19 protein-coding genes and 3 pseudogenes are annotated in these 23,004 nt (G+C 60.6%); 13 read left to right on the top strand and 9 right to left on the bottom strand.

Going from position 1 to position 23,004, the window contains the following annotated elements; all coding sequences use genetic code 11:
- Positions 1-17 precede the first annotated feature (17 nt).
- The 4 genes from E3U25_RS02070 to E3U25_RS02055 form a co-directional block, all read right to left on the bottom strand.
- Positions 18-998, bottom strand: coding sequence for an ABC transporter permease (locus E3U25_RS02070; RefSeq protein ID WP_116221342.1), 981 nt, complete (start codon positions 996-998; stop codon positions 18-20).
- A 30-nt stretch (positions 999-1,028) separates the two neighbouring features.
- Complete coding sequence (locus tag E3U25_RS02065; RefSeq protein WP_116221343.1) at positions 1,029-2,519, bottom strand: sugar ABC transporter ATP-binding protein; 1,491 nt, start codon at positions 2,517-2,519, stop codon at positions 1,029-1,031.
- 74 nt (positions 2,520-2,593) lie between these two features.
- The gene (locus E3U25_RS02060) at positions 2,594-3,544 is read right to left on the bottom strand and encodes a substrate-binding domain-containing protein (protein WP_116221344.1); all 951 of its coding nucleotides are present in this window, start codon (positions 3,542-3,544) and stop codon (positions 2,594-2,596) included.
- Positions 3,545-3,632: 88 nt separating this feature from the next.
- Positions 3,633-4,583: a carbohydrate kinase family protein gene (locus E3U25_RS02055; protein WP_244295003.1), complete on the bottom strand. Its 951-nt coding sequence runs from the start codon at positions 4,581-4,583 to the stop codon at positions 3,633-3,635.
- 223 nt (positions 4,584-4,806) lie between these two features.
- Here E3U25_RS02055 and E3U25_RS02050 point away from each other — a divergent pair, with 223 nt between their 5' ends.
- From E3U25_RS02050 to E3U25_RS02040, 3 genes and pseudogenes are all read left to right on the top strand, one after another.
- On the top strand, positions 4,807-5,838 hold the full coding sequence (locus tag E3U25_RS02050; protein ID WP_116221345.1) for a zinc-dependent dehydrogenase: 1,032 nt from the start codon (positions 4,807-4,809) through the stop codon (positions 5,836-5,838).
- A complete protein-coding gene (locus E3U25_RS02045) occupies positions 5,831-7,450 on the top strand; it encodes a glycerol-3-phosphate dehydrogenase/oxidase (protein WP_116221346.1) in 1,620 nt (539 codons plus the stop codon). Before E3U25_RS02050 ends, E3U25_RS02045 begins: the two co-directional genes overlap by 8 nt.
- A 214-nt stretch (positions 7,451-7,664) precedes the next feature.
- Positions 7,665-8,031 (top strand): annotated as a pseudogene (locus E3U25_RS02040) (transposase); the annotation flags it as partial.
- A 132-nt stretch (positions 8,032-8,163) separates the two neighbouring features.
- On the opposite strand, the gene istB reads toward E3U25_RS02040, so the two are convergent.
- Both istB and istA read right to left on the bottom strand, forming a co-directional pair.
- A complete protein-coding gene (gene istB, locus E3U25_RS02035; RefSeq protein ID WP_116220987.1) occupies positions 8,164-8,919 on the bottom strand; it encodes an IS21-like element ISPve1 family helper ATPase IstB in 756 nt (251 codons plus the stop codon).
- Entirely contained in the window at positions 8,916-10,412 is a 1,497-nt protein-coding gene (gene istA, locus E3U25_RS02030) for an IS21-like element ISPve1 family transposase (protein ID WP_116220988.1), read from the bottom strand. The genes istB and istA overlap by 4 nt, the downstream gene beginning before the upstream one ends.
- A gap of 119 nt (positions 10,413-10,531) precedes the next feature.
- Between istA and E3U25_RS02025 the strand changes: the two are divergent.
- From E3U25_RS02025 to ptsP, 6 genes and pseudogenes are all read left to right on the top strand, one after another.
- A pseudogene (locus E3U25_RS02025) lies at positions 10,532-10,975 on the top strand (IS5 family transposase); the annotation flags it as partial.
- 131 nt (positions 10,976-11,106) lie between these two features.
- Entirely contained in the window at positions 11,107-11,526 is a 420-nt protein-coding gene (locus E3U25_RS02020) for a transcriptional regulator GutM (protein WP_116221348.1), read from the top strand.
- A gap of 88 nt (positions 11,527-11,614) precedes the next feature.
- Complete coding sequence (gene srlA / locus E3U25_RS02015; protein WP_116221349.1) at positions 11,615-12,352, top strand: PTS glucitol/sorbitol transporter subunit IIC; 738 nt, start codon at positions 11,615-11,617, stop codon at positions 12,350-12,352.
- A gap of 21 nt (positions 12,353-12,373) precedes the next feature.
- On the top strand, positions 12,374-13,378 hold the full coding sequence (gene srlE / locus E3U25_RS02010; RefSeq protein WP_116221350.1) for a PTS glucitol/sorbitol transporter subunit IIB: 1,005 nt from the start codon (positions 12,374-12,376) through the stop codon (positions 13,376-13,378).
- 62 nt (positions 13,379-13,440) lie between these two features.
- A complete protein-coding gene (locus E3U25_RS02005) occupies positions 13,441-13,821 on the top strand; it encodes a PTS glucitol/sorbitol transporter subunit IIA (protein ID WP_116221730.1) in 381 nt (126 codons plus the stop codon).
- Positions 13,822-13,860: 39 nt separating this feature from the next.
- Positions 13,861-15,801, top strand: coding sequence for a phosphoenolpyruvate--protein phosphotransferase (gene ptsP / locus E3U25_RS02000; protein WP_208861542.1), 1,941 nt, complete (start codon positions 13,861-13,863; stop codon positions 15,799-15,801).
- Positions 15,802-16,215: 414 nt separating this feature from the next.
- On the opposite strand, the pseudogene E3U25_RS01995 reads toward ptsP, so the two are convergent.
- Both E3U25_RS01995 and E3U25_RS01990 read right to left on the bottom strand, forming a co-directional pair.
- Positions 16,216-16,997: pseudogene (locus tag E3U25_RS01995) on the bottom strand (IS5 family transposase).
- Between the two features lie 172 nt (positions 16,998-17,169).
- Positions 17,170-18,204 carry a sugar-binding transcriptional regulator gene (locus E3U25_RS01990; RefSeq protein WP_116221351.1) on the bottom strand — a complete coding sequence of 345 codons (1,035 nt, stop codon included), beginning with the start codon at positions 18,202-18,204 and terminating at the stop codon, positions 17,170-17,172.
- A gap of 498 nt (positions 18,205-18,702) precedes the next feature.
- On the opposite strand from E3U25_RS01990, the gene E3U25_RS01985 reads away from it, so the two are divergent.
- Both E3U25_RS01985 and E3U25_RS01980 read left to right on the top strand, forming a co-directional pair.
- Positions 18,703-19,131, top strand: a complete 429-nt coding sequence (locus E3U25_RS01985) for a hypothetical protein (protein ID WP_116221352.1) — start codon at positions 18,703-18,705, stop codon at positions 19,129-19,131.
- Positions 19,124-19,711, top strand: a complete 588-nt coding sequence (locus tag E3U25_RS01980) for a hypothetical protein (protein WP_116221353.1) — start codon at positions 19,124-19,126, stop codon at positions 19,709-19,711. The genes E3U25_RS01985 and E3U25_RS01980 overlap by 8 nt, the downstream gene beginning before the upstream one ends.
- Here the strand turns inward: E3U25_RS01980 and E3U25_RS01975 are convergent.
- Complete coding sequence (locus tag E3U25_RS01975) at positions 19,708-20,361, bottom strand: HAD family hydrolase (RefSeq protein WP_116221354.1); 654 nt, start codon at positions 20,359-20,361, stop codon at positions 19,708-19,710. The genes E3U25_RS01980 and E3U25_RS01975 overlap by 4 nt on opposite strands.
- A 192-nt stretch (positions 20,362-20,553) precedes the next feature.
- Between E3U25_RS01975 and E3U25_RS01970 the strand changes: the two genes are divergently transcribed.
- Together E3U25_RS01970 and E3U25_RS01965 are read left to right on the top strand one after the other, a co-directional pair.
- Positions 20,554-21,876, top strand: coding sequence for an NAD(P)H-dependent oxidoreductase (locus tag E3U25_RS01970; RefSeq protein ID WP_208861543.1), 1,323 nt, complete (start codon positions 20,554-20,556; stop codon positions 21,874-21,876).
- A gap of 91 nt (positions 21,877-21,967) precedes the next feature.
- A complete protein-coding gene (locus E3U25_RS01965; RefSeq protein ID WP_116221355.1) occupies positions 21,968-22,996 on the top strand; it encodes a thiamine pyrophosphate-dependent dehydrogenase E1 component subunit alpha in 1,029 nt (342 codons plus the stop codon).
- Positions 22,997-23,004 lie beyond the last annotated feature (8 nt).

Below are 23,004 nucleotides of genomic sequence, written 5' to 3'. Positions count from 1 at the left end.
CCCTACCCCTTCCTGCCTCAGTTGCCCCGGCGGCGCAACAGATCAACAAGAACTGCGACCAGCACGACCAACCCAACGATAACACGCTGCCAGAAGCCGGAAACATTCAGCAGCACTGTGCCGTTGGCCAGCGCGGCAAGCAGTAGCGCCCCCAGTATCGTGCCGATAATCGAACCCTGCCCACCGCGCAGGCTGGTTCCGCCCAGAATTGCCGCTGTGATCGCTCCCATAAGCCAGCCTTCGCCGACCGATGGCTGGCCGGCATCCATCCGGCTGGCGTAAAGGATGCCCGCCAGTGCCGCGAACATACCGGCCAGTGCGAAGGTCGCGAACTCGACCCAACGCACCCGGATACCGGCCAGAACCGCTGCGTCGCGGTTGCCCCCAAGCGCAAAGATGTTGCGTCCGAAACGGGTTTGGCGCAGCACCCAGATGAGAATCATCCCAGATACCAAGAATATGACGACCGGAGCCGGGACACCAAAGATCGCGCCCTTGCCGAAGATACCGAAGGCCTCGCCCAGCGGGCGGACCGGATAGCCACCGGTGATGACCAAGGTCAGCCCCGCGAATATCTCCCAGGTGGCCAGTGTGACGATAAAGGGATTCAGCCCAAGTCCCGCCACGAAAATTCCGTTGATCGAGCCAAGTAGAAGTCCGAAGCACATCGTCAGCGGAATGATCAGCCACGGATGGATGCCCCATTGCGTCAGGGCGATGGACCCGACAATGGCGCTCAACCCTGCAGCCGCACCGACGGAAAGATCGATCCCCCCCACCATCAGCACCAACGTCTGCCCCAGAGCGACCAAGCCGACGAAGGCGGCCTGCCGGGCGACCGTCGAGATGTTATAGGCCGAAAGGAAACTGTCGGTCATGATCGCAAGAAGGGCAATCAATGCCACAAGCGCCACGAGAATGCCGCTGGCTTCCCACTGCCAGAACCTTGCCAGCGAAATGGTCGAGGGCCGCTTTGCGGTCGAGGAAGTGCTTTTCATGATTTTCCACCTATCAACTGATGCCCGCGATCAGGTCATCGCCAATCGCAGAAGCGATTCCTGCGTCTCGGCCCTTGCCTGGACGATTCCGCGTCCCCGGCCTTCATGCATGACGAGAATCCTGTCGGCGACATCAAGCACCTCCTCCATCTCGGACGAGATCATGATGATCGACAGGCCCTGCTCTTCGGTCAGGCGCCGCAGAACGGCCTGGATTTCGTATTTCGCATTCACGTCGATGCCGCGCGTCGGCTCATCCATAATCAGAACCTTGGCCCCGCGCATGAGCCAGCGGGCGATAATGACCTTCTGCTGGTTGCCGCCCGACAGGGTCGTGATCGCATCGCTGGCGCTGCCAAACTTTGTCTTCAGCGCAGCAAGGCTGTCCTTTACCTCGTCCAGCATCTCGCGGTTGCGCATCTTCAGCGCACCGCGAAAACGAGCCATGCTGGGCAGCGCTGCATTCTCAACAATCGAGAGAAGCGGGAAGATGCCCTCTTGCTTGCGCTCCTCCGGCAAATAGATCAGCCCCGCCTGGATCGCCTCAATGGGAGAGCGGAACCTCACCGGTTTGCCCATATAGCGGATTTCACCGGACGCAGCCTTGGTCAAACCGAAGATACATTTGGCCATTTCTGTTCGCCCCGACCCGATCAGGCCCGAGACACCGAGGATTTCGCCCCGGCGCAGATCGAATCTGAGATCATCGAATTCTCCGGGACGCGAAAGTCCCTCGACTTCAAGGACCAACGGCGCATCCGCAGATACATCGCGGCGAGGTTTGCGTGCCGCACCCGGCGGCCTCCCCGCCATCAACGTCACCATCTCCTCGCGCGTCGCGGTGACGGGATCGAGCGTCCCGGCCAGAGCACCGTCCCGAAGCGCGGTGATGCGCTCGGACAGCATCTTCACCTCATCCAGCCGGTGCGAGATATAGAAGATCGAGTGGCCGCGCGCTTTGAAGGAGCGAATATATTCGAAGAGTTTTTCTGTTTCCCGATGCGTCAGCGTCGCCGTCGGTTCGTCAAGGATCAGTATGCGGGCATCCGTCGCCGCCGCCCGCGCGATCTGGACCAGTTGTTGCTGCGCCTTGGACAACGATCCGACTCGGGCTGCCGGGTCGATCTGGTCATCGACCTCGTGCAGGTGCCGGACCGCCTCGATGCGGGTGGCTTTCCAATCAATGACCGCCCGGCCGCCAAGATGAGCGCCCAGCATGATGTTTTCGGCGACGCTCAGCTCGGGGACCAGGTTGATTTCCTGCGGGGCAATGGCGATGCCTGCCGCATTGGCCTGTTTGGGCGAGGAAAGATGCACCGGCTGTCCGTCGATCCTGATCTCGCCAGTATCGGGGCGAAGCCTTCCGCAGAAGATGTTCATCAGCGTAGATTTTCCCGCGCCATTCTCACCGATGATCGAATGCAATTCGCCAGCGCCGATCGCAATCGACACGCTGTCCAGCGCGCGGACCGGGCCGAACCTCTTGGATATATCGACAGCTTCGAAAATTGGACTGACCATCAGAGCCTCTGACATATCGGGTGAAAGAAAGAAGGAGTTCGGGACCCGGCCTGCGGTTGGGTCCCGGCGCGGGATCAGTCGCAGTCCGCCTTGGTGATCAGTCGCGATCCGGTATTGTGATCCATTGGGAAGGTATGGCCTGCATTCGCGGCGACCATGTAGATCACCGACCAGTAGCCGATGTCCCATTGGCGTTGCGCCTTCAGTGCAGTGATCGTGCCATCGCATACGAAATCGACAGCCTCGGGCAGATCGTCCATGCCGACGATGGCAATTTCGCCCGCCTTTCCGGCATTCTGGATGGCCCGAGCCGCACCGATCGGGTTCGACGCGTTCGATGCGAAGAACCCCTTGATGTTGGGATGGGCCAGAAGCGCATTCTCGGTCAGCGAGACGGCTTCCTCCAGGACGTCGTTGTCGGGCTGCTCGAACACGACTTGGATGCCGGGATGATCCTTGATCGCCTCCTTGAAACCCTTGATGCGGTCAACATGATCCGTCGCCGTCAAGCTACCAGAAAGAATGCCGACTTCACCCTCTCCGCCAAGGTGCTCGACCAGATAGGCCCCCAGGTCATAGCCGTCCTGATAGCTGTCGCGCTGGCCGACGAAGGGGAATTCTTCAGAACAGAACGAGTTGAAGGTGAAGGTGTTGACACCGGCGGCCTTGGCCTCCTTGAGCATCTGCACATTGGTGGCCTGATCAAGGCAGGCAACCGATAGACCGTCGGGCCTGCGGCCTATATTGGCTTCGATGCGCTGGTTCTGGTCCACAACATCGGCCTGCGGCGGCTGATCCCAGATTACGTTGACCTTGATGCCACGTTGGCCCAGTTCCTCTGCCGCGAACCTGCTGCCCTCGGCGACAACATCGTACCAAGGGTGGATGACCTTGGGGATGAAGACGAGGGTAAGCTCCCTGTCAATGGGCTTGATCAGGTCTGCCTGACTTTGTGCATATACCGGGACTGCGACAGCAAGGCCGCCGATCAGAGCCATCGTGCTGAGTCCGAAGGTGAGTTTCATTGTGTGAATCCTCCTGTTATGCATGCGCCATCACCCGACGCGCGGTTTTGTTGCGGAACGACCTGACCTTGATCTTTTGCGAATGCGCTCAGGCGACCCTGACGTCGCAACTCCGCATGAAAGCGAGCGTCGCATCCAACGAAACGATTCCCGCCTGACTGCCGAGCCCGGTCGCGTTCAACGCAGAACTGGCCTGGGCAAGGCGGACTGCCTCATCGGCCTTCATTCCGTTCAGAAGTCCAGCCGCGAAACCCGCATTGAACACGTCGCCGCAACCGCAGGTACAAATGACATCGACGTTGAAGGCAGGTATGTGGAATTGCTGGCCCGTCTTGTCCCGGTACCATGCCCCTTCGGCGCCTAGCGTGAAGACGCACGCTCCCGACCCCATGCCGAAGAAAACCTCGGCCATGGCATCGAGATCGGTAAGCCCCGTCAGCGCTTGAGCTTCCTCGACCGAGGGAATGAAATAGTCTGTCCACGGCAGGACGGCAGCGACATCAGCCATGTCGTCGGGCGAGCCAGCAAATACATCGACCGTGGTGATGCATCCGCGTGCGCGGGCATGCTTCATCAGCGCGGCATTGCGCTCACCGTCCATCGCGTCCATCAGGCCGACCCCGCCCAGGTGGAACAGCCGCGCATCGGTCATCCGATCGAAGTCCTGCGGCTCGATAACGAAGGCGCCCGTCGCGCCCTTGACGTGCAGTGCGGGCCGCGACCCGTCGTCGCGGGTCAGCACGATCGAACTGGATGTCGGAACTGCTTCGAATCGCTGAAGTCCGGAGGTGTCGACGCCGAAGCTTTCCAGGTGCCCGATCGCCCAGTCGCCCATCATGTCCCTGCCATATCCTCCAATGGCCAGGGTCTTCAAACCCAGCTTAGCGCCAGCGATGGCAGCCGTTCCCGCCGCCCCGGAAACCGCAAGTGTGATTTCCGAGATGAAGTTCGTGCCGCCTCCGTCCGGAACCGACGTGAACGGCCAGCCGAGACAGTCAAAGGTATAGAACCCCGCAGATGCGTAGTCGTGGCGCATCATTTCCCTCCCCTATGATGCCGGCAATGATCCAGAACATTTGTTCTTGAGTCAAGATATTTGTTGCTCTTTCATCTCCAAGCATCATTTTTGTTCGACGATCTTGCGGAAGTCTCGCTGAGAAGAAAGGGAAATTTCTACGGCTAGACCGATCAAAAGTATTTTCTTGAGAAGCTTTGTGCGATCAGTGTATCTAGATCAAAACCATTCCTTCTGGAGGCACGTCATGAAGGCCGCGATTCTCAACGCTCCCGATCAGTTGACCGTGGAAGACATCCCCGAACCGCAGGCAGAGCCCGGCGACCTGATTCTCAAGATGCGTGCGGCAACGATCTGCGGCACCGACATTCGCATCTATCGCGGCAGGAAAACGGCCGGAGTCCGCTATCCATCGGTCATCGGGCATGAGTTCTCCGGCGAGGTCGTTGTGGCTGCAGGCGGCTTCTCTCTTGGCCAGCGCGTCAGCGTCTGCCCACCGATCCCCTGCGGCGGTTGCATCTATTGCCAACGCGGACTCGAGAACCTCTGCCCCAACCTTCAGGCCATTGGGTACGAGATCGATGGCGGGTTCGCGGAATACATTAGAATCCCCGCCCGCGCGGTTGAGATGGGCAATGCCTTCGCGCTGCCCCGACATGTCAGCTACGAAGAGGCCGCGCTGATCGAGCCATTGGCCTGCGTTCTGAACGGACAGAACAAGGTGAACCTCGGCCTGGGCGAGACGGTCGCGATTCTGGGGTCTGGACCCATCGGCACGCTGCATATCAAGCTGGCACGCCTTCGTGGCGCGGGACGCATCCTGGTTAGCGAGCCGAATCCTGCACGCCGGCAGATCGCACTCGAAGCGGGGGCTGATGTCGTAATCGACCCAGACGCCTGCGACCTGCGCGAGGCAGTCCTGGCGGAAACCGGCGGCCTTGGCGCCGATGTCGTCATCTGTGCCATCGGCATTCCCGCTCTGGCGAGCCAAGCGATCGGCCTTGCCCGCAAGGCAGGCCGGATCAGCCTCTTCGCCGGCTTCTCGAAGGGCGAGCAAAGCGCGCTTGACGTGAACGCCATCCACTATGACGAGTTGGTCGTTACGGGCGCATTCGGCCTGTCCCGACGCGACTATGGCGATTCGATGAATCTGATCGCGGATGGCCGCATCGACGTTGCGTCGATGGTAAGCCATCGCTTCAACCTTGCCGAGTGCGTAGACGCTTTCCATGCGGCAGAGAACGGCGACGCGATAAAGGTGGCGGTCCTCAATGCATGAAATCAGCGCAACAGTCGAAGAGTACGACGTCATCATATTGGGCGCCGGGATCAACGGCTGCGGGACCTTCCGCGATCTTTGCGCGCAGGGCGTGCGCTGCCTGATGATAGAGCGCGACGACTATTGCGCGGGCGCTTCGGCAGCGTCGTCACGACTGATGCATGGCGGGTTGAAATACCTGGAGACCGGCGAATTTCGGCTTGTCCGGGAATCGCTTTACGAACGGAACATGCTTCTGACGACCGCCGCCCATCTCGTGCTGCCGCTGGAATGCCTTGTGCCGGTCCGCTCTCATTTCGGCGGCGTGATCGGCTCAGTGGCGCGCTTCCTGCGTATAAAGGCGACGATCAGGGATCGAGGCACACTGATCACCAAGCTGGGCCTGGCTCTCTATGATCTTTACGGTCGAAAGCTGCGCAGGATGCCTGCTCATCGCATGCTGAGCCGCCGAGGCATCGACCGCGAAATGCCGCAACTGGGGCCGGACATCATCGCCGTCGGCGTCTATTTCGAAGGCCAGATCACGCATGCGGAACGTCTGGGGCTGGAACTAGCACTGGACGGCGAAGCCCTGAACCCATCCAGCCGCTCGGTCACGCATGCCGAGATTCTGGGCTGCGACGGCGGAGTTCTGCGTTGGCGGGACCGCGATGGCGAACACCTTTCCCGCGCGAAGGTCATCATCAATGCGGGCGGGGCCTGGATAGACGCGGTCAATCACCGCCTGGGGATCGAAACCCGGCTGATGGGCGGCAGCCGGGGCTCGCACCTGGTCATCGACCATCCGGAGCTTTTCGCCGAATTGGACGGCTGCATGGTCTATTTCGGCACAGCCGATGGGCGGGTGAATCTGATCTATCCGTTCGCGGATAAGATCCTTGTCGGCTCGACCGACATCGCCCAGGACGATCCCGATCTGGCCGAATGCAGCGAGACCGAAGAAACCTATCTGCGCGAAGCCGTCCGCGAAGTATTCCCGAACCTGATCGTTAAGCCCTCGCACGTCATGTACCGATTTTGCGGGGTCCGCCCCCTGCCGCGGGCCGATGGTACCGAGGACATCGGGCTGGTCACGCGCGACCATTCCATCGCCCGGCTGAACCTGCCTAACAGCAGCACACCTGTTCTTTGCCTGATCGGCGGGAAATGGACAACTTTCAGGGCATTCTCAGCACAGGCAACGGACGAAGCGCTGAAGTTCCTTGGACAGTCGCGCCGCATTTCTACGGCCGGCATGGCAATCGGCGGGGCACGTGACTTCCCTCTAAGCGAAGCGGGGCGCGCAGAACTTACTCAAGAGTTGGCGCAGCGGTTTGGCCTGCCCAAGCAGAGAATCGAAGCATTGATCGCGCGCTACGGCAGCCGAGTGCGGGAATATTTGGATCATCTGAGCGGACCGGAGACGCCCCTCGCCGACTGTCCGGAATATTCCGTCGAGGAAATCGCTCACATCTGCCGGACCGAGCGCGTTCAGACGGTGGATGACGTGCTGCGACGGCGCACGCTGATTTCTCTTCGTGGGATGAGTACCGACGAAGTGCGCCAGGCCGTGTCCGCGATTCTGGATCGCATCATGCAAGATGGCCACAAGCGCGCCGTCTTCAACGGCTGACGGCACAGGGATGTGTCGTCGCATTGCCCCGTCCGACTCCTCGTGGACGGGGCATCAGCTCATGCAAACAATTGGAATGTCATATAATCAATAGTTCTCTCTGCGCGGACTTAAGCTGATGAGATCAGCCTTTCCTCTGCTACAGTCAGGACCCATAAATCTGCTTGAGTGCAGGCGGGCGTCATGATTCATCTTCCCGACCTGGGAAGGGATCATGGACGAACTTTTCTGGCTGACCAACGAGCAGATGGAGCGGCTGCGGCCGTTCTTTCCGAAGTCCCGGGGTAAGCCGAGGGTCGATGACCGGCGTGTGCTGAGCGGCATAATCTTCATTCAACGCAATGGGTTGATGTGGAAGCACGCACCCAAGGAGTATGGCCCGCCGACTTGAAGGGGACCGTGGCCCCGGTGGGGCCGCGTAAACCCCTGAAAGGCTCTACAATCGCTGGAAGCGGTGGAGCCGCATGAGCGTGTTCGCCGCGATCATGACCGAACTGGCAGCCCAGGCCCAGGAAACCGGGATCGTGATGATCGACGCAACCCACGCCAAGGCGCACCGGACCGCATCGAGCCTTGCGGTGTCAACGGCGGAGTAAAACCCGGCCACGCGGCGGCGCAAAAGTCTGCCAGTTAGCGGCACAAGCACGGAACGTCGGGAGGGCGTAGCCCGACCAGAGTTCCGTGCTTGTGCCGTTGGTATTTTTTGAAAGGGGTCAGCCGGCCTTTCGGGCGCGGCTTTGGGCGAGACGATAGCTCTGGCCATTCATTTCGAGAATGCTGACGTGGTGGGTCAGCCTGTCGAGAAGCGCGCCGGTGAGGCGTTCGGAGCCGAATGTCTCGGTCCATTCGTCAAAAGGCAGATTGCTGGTGATCAGGGTCGATCCGCGCTCGTAGCGTTGCGAGATCAGTTCGAACAGCAGCTCGGCGCCGGTCTTCGACAGCGGCACGAAGCCGAGTTCATCGATGATGAGCAGCTTGTATCCTGCCATCTGCTTCTGGAAGCGCAGCAGGCGGCGCTCGTCGCGGGCCTCCATCATCTCGCTGACCAGGGCCGCGGCGGTGGTGAAGCCGACGGACAGGCCCTTCTGGCAGGCGGCCAGACCAAGGCCGAGCGAGATGTGCGTCTTGCCCGTGCCACTGGGGCCGAGAGCAATAATGTTCTCGCGCCGCTCGATCCATTCGCACCGGGCCAGTTCCAGCACCTGCATCTTGTTGAGCTTCGGGATGGCCGTGAAGTCGAAGCTGTCCAGGCTTTTGACGGCCGGGAACCTGGCGGCCTTGATGCGCCGCTCGACCATCCGCCGTTCCCGGTCGATCAGTTCCAGTTCGACGAGCCGGGCGAGATATCGGACATGGTCCACGCCTTCCGCCGCACATTGCCGGGCCAGTTTCTGGTGTTCTCGCAGGAAGGTCGGCAGTTTCAGCGCCTTGAGGTGATGGGCAAGCAGGATTTCCGGGGCGTCGCTCATGCCACGCCCTCCGCATTGACAGACAGCAGCCGCATGTAGGAGCGGGCCTCGGTCTTCTCGACCGTTGCCCTGGGCAGGTAGGGATAGCAGTCCAGATCCAGCCGGGGTGGCCGGCGCTCCACCCGGCACAACAAGAGATGCTTCACCGCATCGAAGCCGATCGCCCCCATCTGCAGCGCCTGCCTCACGGCCGCATGCAGATCGGCCAGATCGAAGGTTTCCAGAAGCCGCAGGACCTGGACATATTCGCGTCGGCCGTGCCGGTTCATCCGTGCCTCCATCAGCCGGCGCAGGGTGGCGAACTCCTCTGGCAGGTCCCAGTCCTGCAATGGTGCCGCCTGATCCAACGCATTGATCTTCTGCTCGATCAGCGGAAGGTAATGGAGCGGGTCGAAGACGATCTCGTCGCGATCCCAGCACCGGGGATGGCGGGCGATCACTTCGCCCCGGCAGCCGATCACCACCTCATGGATATAGCCCCGGATCCAGACATCCTGATGGCCGTAGGCGACGGGCACCGAGTAATCGTTGGTCTTGTAGCGCACCAGCGATTGCGACGACACGCGGCCGGTCGCCTGATCGCAGGCATCAAAGGGCGCCGCCGGGAGCGGGCGCATCGCGGCGAGATCGCGCTGCAGTCGCTCGCCGATCGTTTCGCTCTCGCCGCGAAGGACATCGTGCTGACGCCGCTTGCAGCGCTCCTCCAGCCAGAGGTTGAATTCTTCCCAACTGGCGAACTCAGGCATCGGCACCATGAAGTTGCGGCGGCAATAGCCCACCAGGCCTTCGACATTGCCTTTGTCGTTCCCCTTGCCAGGGCGGCCATAGCGATCCCGGATCAGGTAATGCGACAGAAACCCGCTGAACAGCGCCGCCCGCTTGCGGGTGCCATCCGGCAGGATCTTCGCCACCAGGCAGCGGTCATTGTCGTAGACGATCGACTGCGGAACCGCCCCAAAAAAGGCAAAGGCATGGACATGACCGTCCACCCAGGCCTCGGCAACCGCCGCCGGATAGGCACGGACGTAGCAGGCGTCGCTATGCGGCAAGTCCAGCACGAAGAAATGCGCCTTCTGTTCGACACCTCCGATCCGAACCATTGCCTCGCCGAAGTCGGCCTGCGCGTGTCCTGGGGGATGCGCCAGCGGCACGAACACCTCCTGGCCCCGCCGCTCACGTTCCCGGATATAATCCTTGATGATCGTGTAGCCGCCGGTGAAACCGCATTCTTCGCGCAGACGGTCAAACACACGCTTCGCCGTATGCCGCTGCTTGCGCGGCATGGTCCGGTCCGCCTCCAGCCAACCCTCGATGATCGGGATGAACGGATCGAGCTTCGGGCGCCTGACCTCGGCCGTCCGCCGGTAGCCCGGAGGAACCGAGAACGTCATCATCTTTGCGACCGTGTCGCGCGATATGTTGAATGTCGTCGCCGCCTGACGCTGGCTCATACCAGCAGCACAGGCCTGACGAACCTTGAGATAGAGTTCCACGCTGTAGATCCTCCCATCCTCCCTGCAGCCGCAGAAAGGGAAAAGGTGGACGACTTTTACGCCGCCCGCAGCAGCACCATGCCGCCGCTAACGTGGACTAATTTCGCACCGCCATTCTCACCTTGCGGTTCAAAAGGGGGCGCGGGCGACTGATCGGCAGGACCAAGGGTGGGTTGAACTCAAAGTTGCACGTCCTGGCCGACGCGAAGGGCCGCCCGATCCGCATGTTCCTGTCGGCCGGCCAGACCTCGGACTGTATCGGGGCGCGGGCGCTCCTGTCCTCCATCCCTCGGGCCGGGGCACTACTTGCCGACCGGGGCTATGATGCCGGCTGGTTCCGCAACGCACTGATCGAGATGGGCATTTCGCCCTGCATACCATCACGCATCGGACGGAAGGTCCCGATCCCGTACGACGCGGACCTCTACCGCCAGCGCCACAGGATCGAGAACATGTTCGCCCGCCTCAAGGATTGGCGGCGGATCGCCACGCGCTACGATCGCTGCCCCATCCTGTTTCTCTCAGCCTGCGCGCTGGCTGCTACCGTAATCTATTGGTTGTGAGTCCTGACCGTAGCCTTAGTCAACACGGCCAAGTCAGAACATATTGACATTTTACTTTACATCTGTTCATATGGCGAAAGCTCGTGGAGGCGAGCCGACTTTGCTGATTGCTGTCGGGAGGAGACGACGGGATGGAAATCTGGAAGATTGCCCTTTTTCTGCTGGGCGTTGTCTGGTTGCTTCAGTGCTTCGGCACCTGGATGCAGATGCGGCATTTCCGCAGTGTCATGTCGGCGATCACCGACAAGTGGTCCGACGGGCACCTGGGTGCGGGCAATGCACGAAGCCGGCTTGGCAAAGGCGTCATCGCGATCGTCGTCGTCGACTCGGCAGCCGTCATTCGCAAGGTCTTAGTGATGGAAGGGCGCAGCGTGCTTGCCAAGTTCCACCCCCTTCTCGAACACGAAGGCAAGGATCTTGCTCAGCTCAAGGCCGAGCTTGAGCAAGTCGAGACGCAGAAAGGGCGAGGCAGCGCTCTGAATCAGGCAATCCAGCAACTGGAAAAAATCAAGCAGTCCTCGGAGCACGCCCTGCAACCAGTGCGGATCTGATCTGCGACCCTGCTTTTCGATAGTTCCAACACCACCTCAAGGGGAGGACAGAGTGTCCATATCAGAACTGGCCGTCCATGCGACGGACATGGCGCCGCATTACCTCGCATTCATAGGGTCATATGCGGACCCGTCAAGCATCGACGCGTATCACCTGCTTCATGCTGATGCCGCCGATGCGACCGCCGAGCTTGTGCGCTTCGCCCAGGCTGCAACCACCGCCACGGATGCAAGCAGCTACGCCGAGCAGGTGGAAAGCCTGACGCAGGAGGAACAGCTTACCTGGCTGACCAGCATCGGCAAGCATTTCATCGGCGTCTTCCAGAAGGGTGGCGAGACCTTCGCCGGCTTCGTCACCGGGATCATCCCGACGCTGATCGTGTTGATGACCGCCTTCTATGCACTAACCGAGATGGTGGGCGAGCAACGTGTTCACGGATTCGCCCGCTTCGCCGGCCGAGTGGCCCTGACGCGCTACACCGTGTTGCCCGTCCTTGCCATGTTCTTCCTGACCAACCCGATGGCCTATACCTTCGGAACCTTCCTCGAAGAAAAGCACAAGCCAGCCTTCTACGATTCCGCCGTGTCCTTCTGCCACCCTATCCTGGGCCTTTTCCCGCATGCCAACCCCGGCGAATACTTCGTCTGGGGCGGCGTCCTGGTCGCGCTGCAACAGCTCGAAGCCAGTGGCGCGGTGCCGCCGAACTATCACATCCGTCTGGCAATGTTCTATTTCGGCGTCGGCATCGTCGTCATCCTGCTGCGCGGCATGATGACCGAATACGTCACCCGTCTCATGGCTTCGCGCCAGAAGATTGAGCTTTGACAACGGTGCGGGAGAACTATCATGAGCAATAAATTCAAGGCAGTCCGCATCGAACGCGGCCCCGGCGGCTGGGGCGGTCCCCTGGTCCTTCAACTGACCCCGCAGCGCGACAAGATCGTCGCGGTCACCGGCGGCGGCATCCCCGCCATCGCCAAGCGCATTGCCGAAATGACCGGCGGCACGGCGGTGGACGGCTTCCGTTCGCCTCCGCCCGAGGGCGAGATCGCGGCCGTGGTGATCGACTGCGGAGGAACCGCGCGCTGCGGCGTCTATCCGCGCAAGCGCATCCCGACGATCAACCTGACCCCCGTCGGCCAGTCAGGCCCCTTGGCGCAGTTCATCACCGAGGATATCTATGTTTCGGACGTGAAGGCCGAGGGCATCACCCTGGCGGATGGCAGCGAAGCGGCACCCGCCGCATCCACGGCCGCCATCCCCTCCGCCGCCGCAGCCCCATCGGCCGGGGCGACGCTCGACGATGATGCCCCGCAGAGTGGCTTTATCCATGCGATCACCTCGGTCGGGCGCGTGATGGGGCGGGTCGTCAACGTCTTCTTCAATGCCGGACGCCGGACCATTGATCAGGTCATTCGCAACGTGCTGCCCTTCATGGCCTTCGTGACCATGCTGATCGGCTTCATCCTCTACACCGGGATCGGCGATCTGCTGGCGGCTCCGATGGGACCGCTTGCCAACAATATTGTGGGCCTCGTGGTCCTGTCGACGATCTGCTCGCTGCCCTTCCTGTCGCCCATCCTTGGACCGGGCGCGGTCATCGCCCAAGTCATCGGCATGGCAATCATAGGACCACAGATCGCCAATGGCACAATCTCTCCGGCCATGGCCCTGCCCGCGCTGTTTGCCTATGACAGCCAAGTGGGTTGCGACTTCGTGCCGGTCGGATTGGCCTTGGGAGAGGCAAAGCCCAAGACCATTGAGATCGGCGTGCCCGCAGTCCTTCTGAGCCGTCAGATAATGGGTCCGGTTTCGGTCCTGATCGCATGGGTTGCCAGCTTCGCGCTGTGACCCGTGCCGGGGCGATCCGCCGTCCCAGCACCTCTCGCAAACAATCCCAGGGAATGACAAAGATGAAAACCCATTTGCGCACTATCATCACCGTCGTCGGTCCGGATGTGGCCGATCTGGTTGAAGGAGGCGTCCTGATCCTCTTCGCGGAAGGCGCGCCGGATGAGCTTGCCGAGGTCTCCGTCCTGCATCGCGTCGCCGAAGGGCCCGATGCCGAGGCCCCCGCCCCCGGCGCCGAGATCCTCGTCGGGGATGTCTCGGCCATCCTGACCGGTATCGGCGAACTGGCCTGGAACAAGATCCGCGACATCGGCCATGTTGTCATTAATTTCAACGACAGCGACACGCCGGAACGCCCCGGAGAAATCTGCGCCAGCAGCGTCGAGTCCGCTGCTCTCATCGCCGCGATCGCGGCGGGCAGCGAGATCACCATCCGTTCCTGATCCGGCCATGTGCCGCCTCGCGTTTCGAAAGGACAACCCATGATTGAACGGAGTTTCCTCGTCAGGGTGCATGACGGGCTGCACGCCCGTCCCGCCACCCAATTCGTCAAGCTGGCAAAGAGCTTCTCCTCGGACATCCAGATCACCTGCAATGCCCAGACCGCCAGCGCGAAATCCGCGGTCAAGCTTATGCTGCTGGGCATCAAGGAAAACGACGAGGCCACGTTGCGGGTCGAGGGTGAAGACGAGACCGAGGCGCTTTCGGCATTGGCGACTTTCCTCCAGACCCCGACCGCCGGCGACGTGGCGCTGAAGAAATCCGACGAACCCGCCAGTCCCTCCGATCCGGCGCCCCAGGCCGGCCGCGCCAAGCGCGCCGGCTGGGGGATCGCGGCCAGCGAGGGGACCGCCATTGGGCCGGTCTTCGCCTTCTTTCCGCCTGTCCTGAAGATCGAGCCGCATCGGGTCGAAGATACCGACGCCGAGGTGGCGCGCTTTGCCGAAGCAGTCGACTCCGTGACTTCGGCCTTTGCCCGGAACAAGGAACGCCCCGAAATCAGCGCCGATGCCGTCGGCATCATCGACGCGCTGATCGACTTGGCCCATGACACCGATTTCTCCGATGAGGTCGGAGCGGCGATCCGCACCCGCCAGGATGCCGCCAGCGCCGCCATGGCCGTGGGAACCCGCCTGACGGAAAGCTTCGAGGCGATGGAAGACCCCTATATCCGCGCCCGCGCCGAAGACATGCGCAGCGTAACGCGCCAGATCGTTCTGGCCCTTCTAGGGCAACGCGACGTTTCATTGGATGAATTGAGCTGCGGCTCGATCATCGTCGCGGACGAAGTCACCGCTTGGGACCTGGCCAAGGCACGACTGTCGGATGTGGCGGGGATCGTTTGCCGAAAGGGCGCCGCTACCTCGCATGTTGCGATCATGGCACGTGCCTACGGCATTCCGGCCGTACTGGGCGCTGCGGTCGATGAGGAGCACTTGAAATCCGCGCAAATCATCGGTCTGGACGGGACGACCGGCCAGGTTTTCGTCGATCCCGACACAGAGACCCGAATGTCGCTTACCCAGGCGATTGAACGCGAAACAGCGGACCGCAAGGCGCTTGAAGCGTATCGCACCATCGAGCCGGTCACTTCGGACGGCAGGAAGGTCGAGGTGGCCGCAAATCTCGGCACGCTGGCCGAGATTCCAGCTGCGCTCGAAGCGGGGGCCATGGGCGTGGGCCTTTTCAGGACTGAGTTCCTGTTCATGGAACGCAAGACCCTGCCGACCGAGGACGAACAGGCTGAAACCTATCGCAAGCTTGCCGAAGCTTTCGCACCCTATCCGGTTGTCATCCGTACGCTTGATATCGGCGGCGACAAGCCGATCGCCGGAGTGGATTTCGAGCATGAAGACAATCCGTTCCTGGGGTGGCGGGGCGTGCGTATGTGCCTTGAACGGACGGATGTCTTCAAGCCACAACTTCGCGCGCTGCTTCGGGCCTCGGTTGTGGGTAATGTCAAGGTGCTGCTGCCGATGATCGCCGACGGTAGTGAGGTAGAGGCCGTCCGCGACCTGTTCGCCCAATGCCAGGACGAGTTGGAGCGAGAAGGCATTCCTTGCGGAACCTTCGAACTGGGCGTGATGATCGAAACCCCTGCCGCGGTCTTCCTGGCCGGCGACCTCGCCCAGAAGGTCGATTTCTTTTCGGTCGGCACCAACGACCTGACGCAGTATGTGATGGCGGCAGACAGGCTAAACCCGAAAGTCGCAAACCTGAACAGGACCGAGCATCCGGCAGTTCTTGCCGCTATTGCAGCCGCGTGCAAAGCCGCGCGCGAAGCGGGCATCTGGATCGGTGTCTGCGGTGAGGCGGCCGCTCGACCGGACCTGATCTCCTTCTTTGTGGAAAACGGTGTGACGGAACTCTCGATGAGTTCGGCTGCTATCCCGCGCGCAAAGCGCTGCGTGACCGAACTCTGATCTCTCTGCCTCCCGGAGAGATCGCGGCCCGCAGTCTCCGGCTGCGGGTCGCTCAATTTCCGCAGCCCGTTTTCAACGGACTGGCTCGATAGAAATGATGCGCATCGTCAGGAAGAGTCGTGCTCGATCACCTGCGGGTGAGAAGGGATTCCATGAGGGCCGTCCGTTCAAGGAGAGTCGCGCGAGGCTCGACAAGTATACGAGCCAATTGATGCATTATGACGGCAAAATAAAATACCGACCCAGCAGCCTGGATCGGTATTAACCAAAAATCTGGGCAGATCAGTTTGCCCCGATTTCTGTCTCCCAGCGCTTCAGAATACTTGCTCGAGTTTCCGCATCGCCGTATTTGATGAAATCGTAGTCAATAACTTTGAGATTATTCATATCCGGCGCACCCTCCGGAAGCTTAGGTCATGTTGACAAATGGCGGATCCATAGCCTGATGCAGGCGACGTCGATGAAGCCGAGAAAGCTTTCGGCGGTTTTGTCGTAGCGGGTTGCAAGCCGACGGCTGTTCTTCAGCTTGTTGAAGCAACGCTCGACCATGTTGCGCAGCGTGTAGATCGTCAGGTCTACAGCCTTGCGCACCTTGCGGTTCTTTCGCATCGGTATCATCGGCAGAGCATTGCGGCTCTCGATGTCTTCTCGAATTTTGTCAGAGTCATAGCCCCTGTCCGCGACCAGAACGGCTGGCTGCGGCAGATTGTCGGCCATCACCAGATCATAGCCGGTGTAGTCGGAATCCTGCCCCGGCGTGATCTCGGTCCTCATCGGGAGACCTGCGCCGTTAACGCGGAGGTGGATCTTGGTCGAGAACCCACCTCTCGAACGGCCAAGAGCCTCTTTTGGAGTCCCCCTTTTGCGCCCGCCGCATGATGATGGGCGCGGATCACAGTACTGTCGACCATCTGCAGCTTGTCCGGCGCAATACCCGCGTGGTTCAACGCATCCAGGATATCCTCCCACAGCCCCGCAAGGGTCCAGCGGCGGAACTGGCGGTAGACAGACGACCACTTTCCGAACTCTTCGGGCAGGTCACGCCATGGCGCACCAGTCCTTGCGATCCAGAAAATACCATCCAGAACAATACGATGATCCGCAGGCTTCCGCCCATTCGGGCGTCTGACGGCGCGAATGAAGCCCTCGAAGAAGGCCCACTCGTCGTCGGATATCAAATTGCGCGCCAAGCTCACCTCCCACGTGGAGATGAGTTTGAATCACAGGGCGCAGCTCAAGAGAACCCCTTTTGTCAACACGGCCTAGGCTCGCCCATCTTCATTGGATCTTCCAACGAAAAAGCATGAGCCGCACGAATAATCATCGGACATGACGGACTAGCATGCCGAATCTGGTGAGTGCAGCTTATTAATCAGAACCTCCTTCAGGAACTAAACCGTTCTTCGGATTTGAAACTCTCGAACCATCCCCGGAGCCGGAAGTTCCATTCATCAGTGCTAACCCGGTTTGTTCATCGGTGATAAGCACCGTGGGAGCAAGGCAATGTACCGCAGCGCGCACTGCGGCAACTTTTTCCTTGCCTCCTGAAATCAATATCCTGCTCGGTGTTTTGAGAATCTGGGCCACATCTGTGGCAATGATACGTTTATTTACCTGATGATCCAGTACGCGTCCTTGAGCATCTATAAAATTGTAAAGGACGTCTCCCACCGCACCCGCCTCAACGAGTGAGCGACGGTCAGCTTCAGAAAGATAGCCGGTCCGATAACTGGTCGTGAGGGAGTCGATATCTCCGACAGATACCAATGCCATATCCATCTTATCCGCCATCTCGAATATGGCCGCGAGACCGCAGCGTTCGAGCAACGCATGCTTGGTGTCGGCGCTGTCAACGACAGCCGGCGCAGGTATCAGATAGCCTTCTGCCTGGAAAAGTTCGGCGAAACGCCAGGCGAACTCTGCCGGGTTGTAACGCCTCGCAGCGGCAATTCCGCCCAATAGGGAAATGATCTTGAGATTTTCCAGCGCAGATGCAGAGATGAAGGGAAGCGAAGCATAAAGAGTACGCCCCCAACCTACACCGATCGTCATGCCGGATCTGATCTCGTTCGAGAGATACGCACCGGCCGCCGCTGCGATCACGGGGATGGGATCCCCCTCGGGATCCGAACTTGGCGCCAGGATCACACGCGAGATCCCAAAGCGTTTCTCGAGATCCAACTCAAGCTGAGCAAGCTCGCTGAGAGCGGACGAGATGGTGATACGCACTTCGTTGCGACGGCGAGCCTCCGCGAGCAGACGAACGACCATGATCCGGTTGATGCCGAGCTGCTTGGCGATTTCGCTCTGAGTTCGTCCATCGCCGTAGTAAAGCCATACTGCGCGAGCTCGCAGCATGTCCGCTTCGTTCTGGGGTGCAATGAGGTGTGACGCTGCAGACATAGCTTCTCCTTGATGGCGAGGGTAGCGGGAATCTGGCTGTCTGCTGGCCTTTCCCATGGCAAGACAGGTCCGACAGCCCGCGCTCCTCCACTCGGTCCTTGAACTTTCCCCGTCAATCTATAACACGTGTACGAAGACGTAAATCAATCCCCCGCGCCCCGCGGCGGTTGAGCAGTTCAACATTCTTCGCACCGACCTTCTCTGAACTGCACGAATGATTATCTGTAAGCCGAGAAAGGAGGGCTTCCCGTGGCACCCACCCCCCCAATCGCACCCGACATCATCAGCCTACGCGACGCCCTGAGAGGGCTACGTTACGCCTTGCGTCGTGGCGGGGAAACGCTCTCAGAAATCCCCGTGGCAACGCTTCCGGAGCCTGCTGGGAGAATTGCGGGAGCTGTCCTGCGTCAAGGCGGAGAACTGGCCAAAGGTGCAGATCAGGTTGTGTCAAATGTCGCAAAACGTCTCTTGGGATCGGAGGCCGGCCCCATACCTGCGATGCCGGAGATCATCTCTGACAGCAACAGCCCCGAGCGATTCGCCGCCGCTTGCTACACGGCCCTGAAGGCGGCGTTGAGGCAACTCAACTTTGGCGAGGCGCTCATAGTCGAATCGGCAGCGCGCTTAGCCTATCGTCGCATTGCTCCGACGATCGGCAACCTGCCGGAGCCGGTGGTGGCCGCCGAGCTTACGGTGCAGCTTCTCGACCTGCATGCGATCCACGGAGCCGAGGACGCCGAGGCGCTTGCTGTCTTTGCGGTGCTGTTGTGGCTGCAGTCCGATAGGGCTGATGTGGAAGAGCTCGCATCGCTCGAAGCTTCCGTCGATCTGGCGAAGGTTCTCCGGGACGACGTACTTTCCGCCAGCGCGGCCCGCGACAAGGAGCGTCTGGGGAAACTCTATGCCGAGTTCATCAACCATGTCTAATACCACAAATGCCTTGCCGTTGACCAATGAGCCGCTTCGAATCGCCGTTCGGCGCCTGCATTGGTTTCGAAAAGCGTTCGCCCAATATGCCCAGCTTGTTGGAGAGGAAATTGGCTGCGACTTTGCTGTGGACCAGACGATCCTGACCGGCGTCTTCGTGCGTTGGCTGCGCGCGATCAAGAAACAAAAGCCCAAAAGCAGCGAAGAGCGTAAGGACTACTTTGAATTTGCGGCGGCATTGATGCTTCGCGAGTTGAACCGAACCATGCCCCTGACGGCACGTTCGGCTCCGCGCCTGGCTCCAGCAGACACTGCCGCAGCCTTTTGGCCGGAAGGTTATGTCTGCACAATGTTCTGCATAAAAGTCCTGACCGCCGCCGTCGAACAGGAATTCCATCAGCACCCGGAAGTCGGCGATGCATTCCATGACCTGCGGCATTGGTGGTCATACCGTGAGAATGTCGCGCAGGATTCCAGTTTCGCTGCGGGCTTCCTGCAACTGCTGATGGGTCATGAACCGAACTGGATGATGCCTGACGTGTTCAGGACTCGCCTTCACCGTGATCTGCAGACAGACTAAGTCGATGCGGAGATAACAGGCAGCGCCTCGTCCCAGTGCTCGATAAGCGCACGCGCGCCTGCCGCGCGCAGCAGTTCAGCATGCGAGGGAGGGAGGTGACCTCCACCGAGATAGCCAACGGGATACATACCCGCCGCCTGCGCAGCAACAATCCCCGCAACCGAATCCTCGAATACGATGCATTCCGCAGGCGGTACGCCGAGACTCTCTGCGGCAAACAAAAACAGGTCTGGCGCGGGCTTTCCATTCTTGACCATGCTTGATGAGAAGACCCGCCCTTCGAACCGAGGCAACAACCCAGCTGTCTCCAGCGAAAGGCGGATGCGCGCCACGTCTGATGACGAAGCGACGCAGAACGGCAATTGCAGCCCCCGCAAAACATCAGCGATTCCCGGCGTCGCCTCGACGTGAGCGCGGATAAGGTCAAGAATTTCAGTTGTCAGCTCAGACTCCGCCTCGGCGGGAAGCAGCCCGCCTTCGCTACCACGAAGGGTCTTGAGGATATCGCCCTGTTTCAGTCCCAGCACCTTCTGGAACGCCTCGGGATCGACAGTCAGGCCATGGCGCGCATAGACGTTGCGATAGGCTCTGGCGCTAAGGATTTCGGTGTTCACCAGAACTCCGTCGCAGTCGAAAATGATGGCGGTCATCTTTGTATTTATCTCCTCTCCGTCATTGGCTCCCACCGGCTTTCCGACATTCAAGATGCAGCGGGCACAGCCCGAACTCCGGGCGCGACACCTCCTATAGCATCCTCATCTCCGATTGAACAGTTGTCTTTACAAGCTCACACATGTGCAGTAGGGTGACTTGAAAAGGGAGCAAACTGGAGGAGTCTCAAAGTGCAGATCGCGAATGTCGGCTTGGCGGCCGAGCTGCTTGCATATGCCGAAAAACACGGCGAAGTTGTGGTCGGACTGGCCGGAGCCGGGCAGATGGGCACGGACATGGTTGTCCAAATCGGGCTTATGCCCGGAGTGCGCCTCGGCGCGCTGTCGGAGGTGAACCTTGATGCCGCGCGTGACGCTCTTGTTCTCGCAGGTTGGAATCAGGGCGACATCGCGGCTACCAATACCGCGCAGGACATTGATCGAGCCATCGAAAGCGGCAAGGTCGCCCTAACCGAGGATTTCAAGGCGATGTGCGCCTCGGGTCGGGTTCAGGTCATCATCGACGCGACCGGCAACCCCAATGTCGGCACGCTGATCGCCCTGGAGGCGTTCAAGAACGGCAAACATGTCGTCATGCTGAACGTCGAAGCCGACATCACCATCGGCCGCCACCTAGCTGCCGAAGCCAAAAGCGCGGGAGTCGTCTACACCGGCGCGGCGGGCGACGAACCCGCGTGCACGCTGGAGATCATGGGCTTTGCCCAATCGCTCGGGTTCGAAATCGTGGCCGCCGGAAAGGGTAAAAACAACGCCCTGAAATTCGACGCCATGCCCGACCAATACGAGGAGGAAGCAAAACGGCGCAACATGAACGCCCGAATGCTGGTCGAATTCGTCGATGGCTCAAAGACCATGATCGAGATGGTCGCGGTCGCCAATGCCACCGGACTTGTCCCCGACGTGCCAGGCATGCACGGTCCCTCCGCCACGCGCGAGGAACTGGCCCAGGTTCTCTGCACCAAGGAGGATGGCGGCATCCTGTCGAAATCCGGCGTTGTGGATTATTCCATCGGCAAGGGCGTCGCGCCCGGCGTGTTCTGCATCGTCAAGCCGAAGCATCCCCGCGTGCTGGAGCGGATGGCCGATCTGAAGGTAGGCCCCGGCCCCTGCTTCTCGATCTTCCGGCCCTATCACCTGACCTCGCTGGAAGTACCGCTGTCGGCGATCCGTGCGGTCATCAAGGGCCAGCCCGACATGGAGCCGGCCGATCATCCCGTTGCAGAGTGCGTGGCCGTGGCCAAGCGCGACCTGAACCCTGGTGATACCTTGGGCAAGATCGGCGAGTACGATTATCGCGGCTTTGCCATGACCTGGAAGGATGCGCGCAATCAGAAAGCCATGCCGCTGGGTCTGGCCGAACGTGCCGTGGTCAATCGCCCGATCAAGGCGGGCGAGCGCCTGACCTATGAGAACTGCACGCCCTGTGACGATTTCATCGTGACCAAGATCCGTCAGCGCATGGATCAGGCCGATAGCCGTTTCGCCGACGCCTGACCCCAGGCCTTTCCGCGGTTCGTGACTGTCCGATGGCCGGAGCTTTCCGGCCATCGCAGATGACCTAATTCCCGCAAAAGGATTCGCTTTTATGTCCAGAACGAGCGCCAAAGTGGCCGATTCTGCGTCCTCCGGGGACAACCGTCCCTATGCCTTTCGCAGCTATGCGCCCGAAGTTCTGCGCGATGCCCTGCGCCAGATGTATCTGATCCGCCGCTTCGAGGAGGGCGCCGAGGAGAGTTATACGCGCGGCCTGATCCACGGCACGATGCACCTGTCCATCGGCCAAGAGGCCAGCGCCGTCGGATCCTGCCTCGGCCTCGGCGACACCGACCAGATCACCTCGACCCATCGCGGCCATGGTCATTGTATCGCCAAAGGCGCCGAGGTAGGCCGGATGTTCGCCGAGTTCTTCGGCAAGGAGACTGGCTATTGCAAGGGTCGCGGCGGCTCGATGCATATTGCTGATGTAGGCAAGGGAAACCTTGGCGCGAACGGAATCGTCGGTGGCGGTATTCCGATCGCGGTAGGCGCTGCCCTCTCCATGAAGATGCAGAAGCGCAACGACGTCGTGATCTGCTTCTTCGGCGACGGAGCCAACAACGAAGGCGCCTTTCACGAGGCGCTGAACATGGCTGCCATCTGGAAGCTGCCCGTCGTCTTTGTCTGCGAAAACAACAAATACGGCATGTCGGTCTCGACCGAGCGCTCGACAGCGGTGAAGCATATCGCCGAGCGGGCGGCGGCCTATTCCATGCCGGGCGTGACGGTCGATGGCAACTCGCTTTCCGACGTGGCCGAGGCGGTCGATACCGCAGTGGCCCGCGCCCGCGCCGGTGAGGGACCGAGCCTGGTGGAGAACCTGACCTATCGGCATCGCGGCCATTCCAAAAGCGACCGCAACCGATACCGCACCAAGGAAGAGATCGAAGACTGGATCTCTCGCGATCCAATCGGCCGTTTCGAGGCCGAGCTTCAGGAGTACGGTGTGATGGATCAGTCCCAGATCGATGCCCTGCGCACCGATGTGGAACGCGAGATCGCCGAAGGCATCGAATTCGCCAAGAACAGCCCCGCACCCCGTTCCGAAGACGCCACGCGCTTCGTCTATACCGAATGACCGGGCAT

Origin of the sequence: Paracoccus versutus (assembly GCF_029909795.1) — a bacterium.
In the GTDB taxonomy this organism is placed as follows: Bacteria; Pseudomonadota; Alphaproteobacteria; order Rhodobacterales; family Rhodobacteraceae; genus Paracoccus; species Paracoccus versutus.
The sequence above is the reverse complement of the archived record's forward strand: the minus strand, read 5'-3'. Positions and strand labels throughout refer to the sequence as shown.

Coding starts and splice junctions, on each gene's coding strand:
- E3U25_RS02070 (WP_116221342.1), bottom strand. CDS start 998: ATGAAAAGCACTTCCTCGACCGCAAAGCGGCCCTCGACCATTTCGCTG.
- E3U25_RS02065 (WP_116221343.1), bottom strand. CDS start 2,519: ATGGTCAGTCCAATTTTCGAAGCTGTCGATATATCCAAGAGGTTCGGC.
- E3U25_RS02060 (WP_116221344.1), bottom strand. CDS start 3,544: ATGAAACTCACCTTCGGACTCAGCACGATGGCTCTGATCGGCGGCCTT.
- E3U25_RS02055 (WP_244295003.1), bottom strand. CDS start 4,583: ATGATGCGCCACGACTACGCATCTGCGGGGTTCTATACCTTTGACTGT.
- E3U25_RS02050 (WP_116221345.1), top strand. CDS start 4,807: ATGAAGGCCGCGATTCTCAACGCTCCCGATCAGTTGACCGTGGAAGAC.
- E3U25_RS02045 (WP_116221346.1), top strand. CDS start 5,831: ATGCATGAAATCAGCGCAACAGTCGAAGAGTACGACGTCATCATATTG.
- istB (WP_116220987.1), bottom strand. CDS start 8,919: ATGAGCGACGCCCCGGAAATCCTGCTTGCCCATCACCTCAAGGCGCTG.
- E3U25_RS02020 (WP_116221348.1), top strand. CDS start 11,107: ATGGAAATCTGGAAGATTGCCCTTTTTCTGCTGGGCGTTGTCTGGTTG.
- srlA (WP_116221349.1), top strand. CDS start 11,615: ATGGCGCCGCATTACCTCGCATTCATAGGGTCATATGCGGACCCGTCA.
- srlE (WP_116221350.1), top strand. CDS start 12,374: ATGAGCAATAAATTCAAGGCAGTCCGCATCGAACGCGGCCCCGGCGGC.
- E3U25_RS02005 (WP_116221730.1), top strand. CDS start 13,441: ATGAAAACCCATTTGCGCACTATCATCACCGTCGTCGGTCCGGATGTG.
- ptsP (WP_208861542.1), top strand. CDS start 13,861: ATGATTGAACGGAGTTTCCTCGTCAGGGTGCATGACGGGCTGCACGCC.
- E3U25_RS01990 (WP_116221351.1), bottom strand. CDS start 18,204: ATGTCTGCAGCGTCACACCTCATTGCACCCCAGAACGAAGCGGACATG.
- E3U25_RS01985 (WP_116221352.1), top strand. CDS start 18,703: ATGCCGGAGATCATCTCTGACAGCAACAGCCCCGAGCGATTCGCCGCC.
- E3U25_RS01980 (WP_116221353.1), top strand. CDS start 19,124: ATGTCTAATACCACAAATGCCTTGCCGTTGACCAATGAGCCGCTTCGA.
- E3U25_RS01975 (WP_116221354.1), bottom strand. CDS start 20,361: ATGACCGCCATCATTTTCGACTGCGACGGAGTTCTGGTGAACACCGAA.
- E3U25_RS01965 (WP_116221355.1), top strand. CDS start 21,968: ATGTCCAGAACGAGCGCCAAAGTGGCCGATTCTGCGTCCTCCGGGGAC.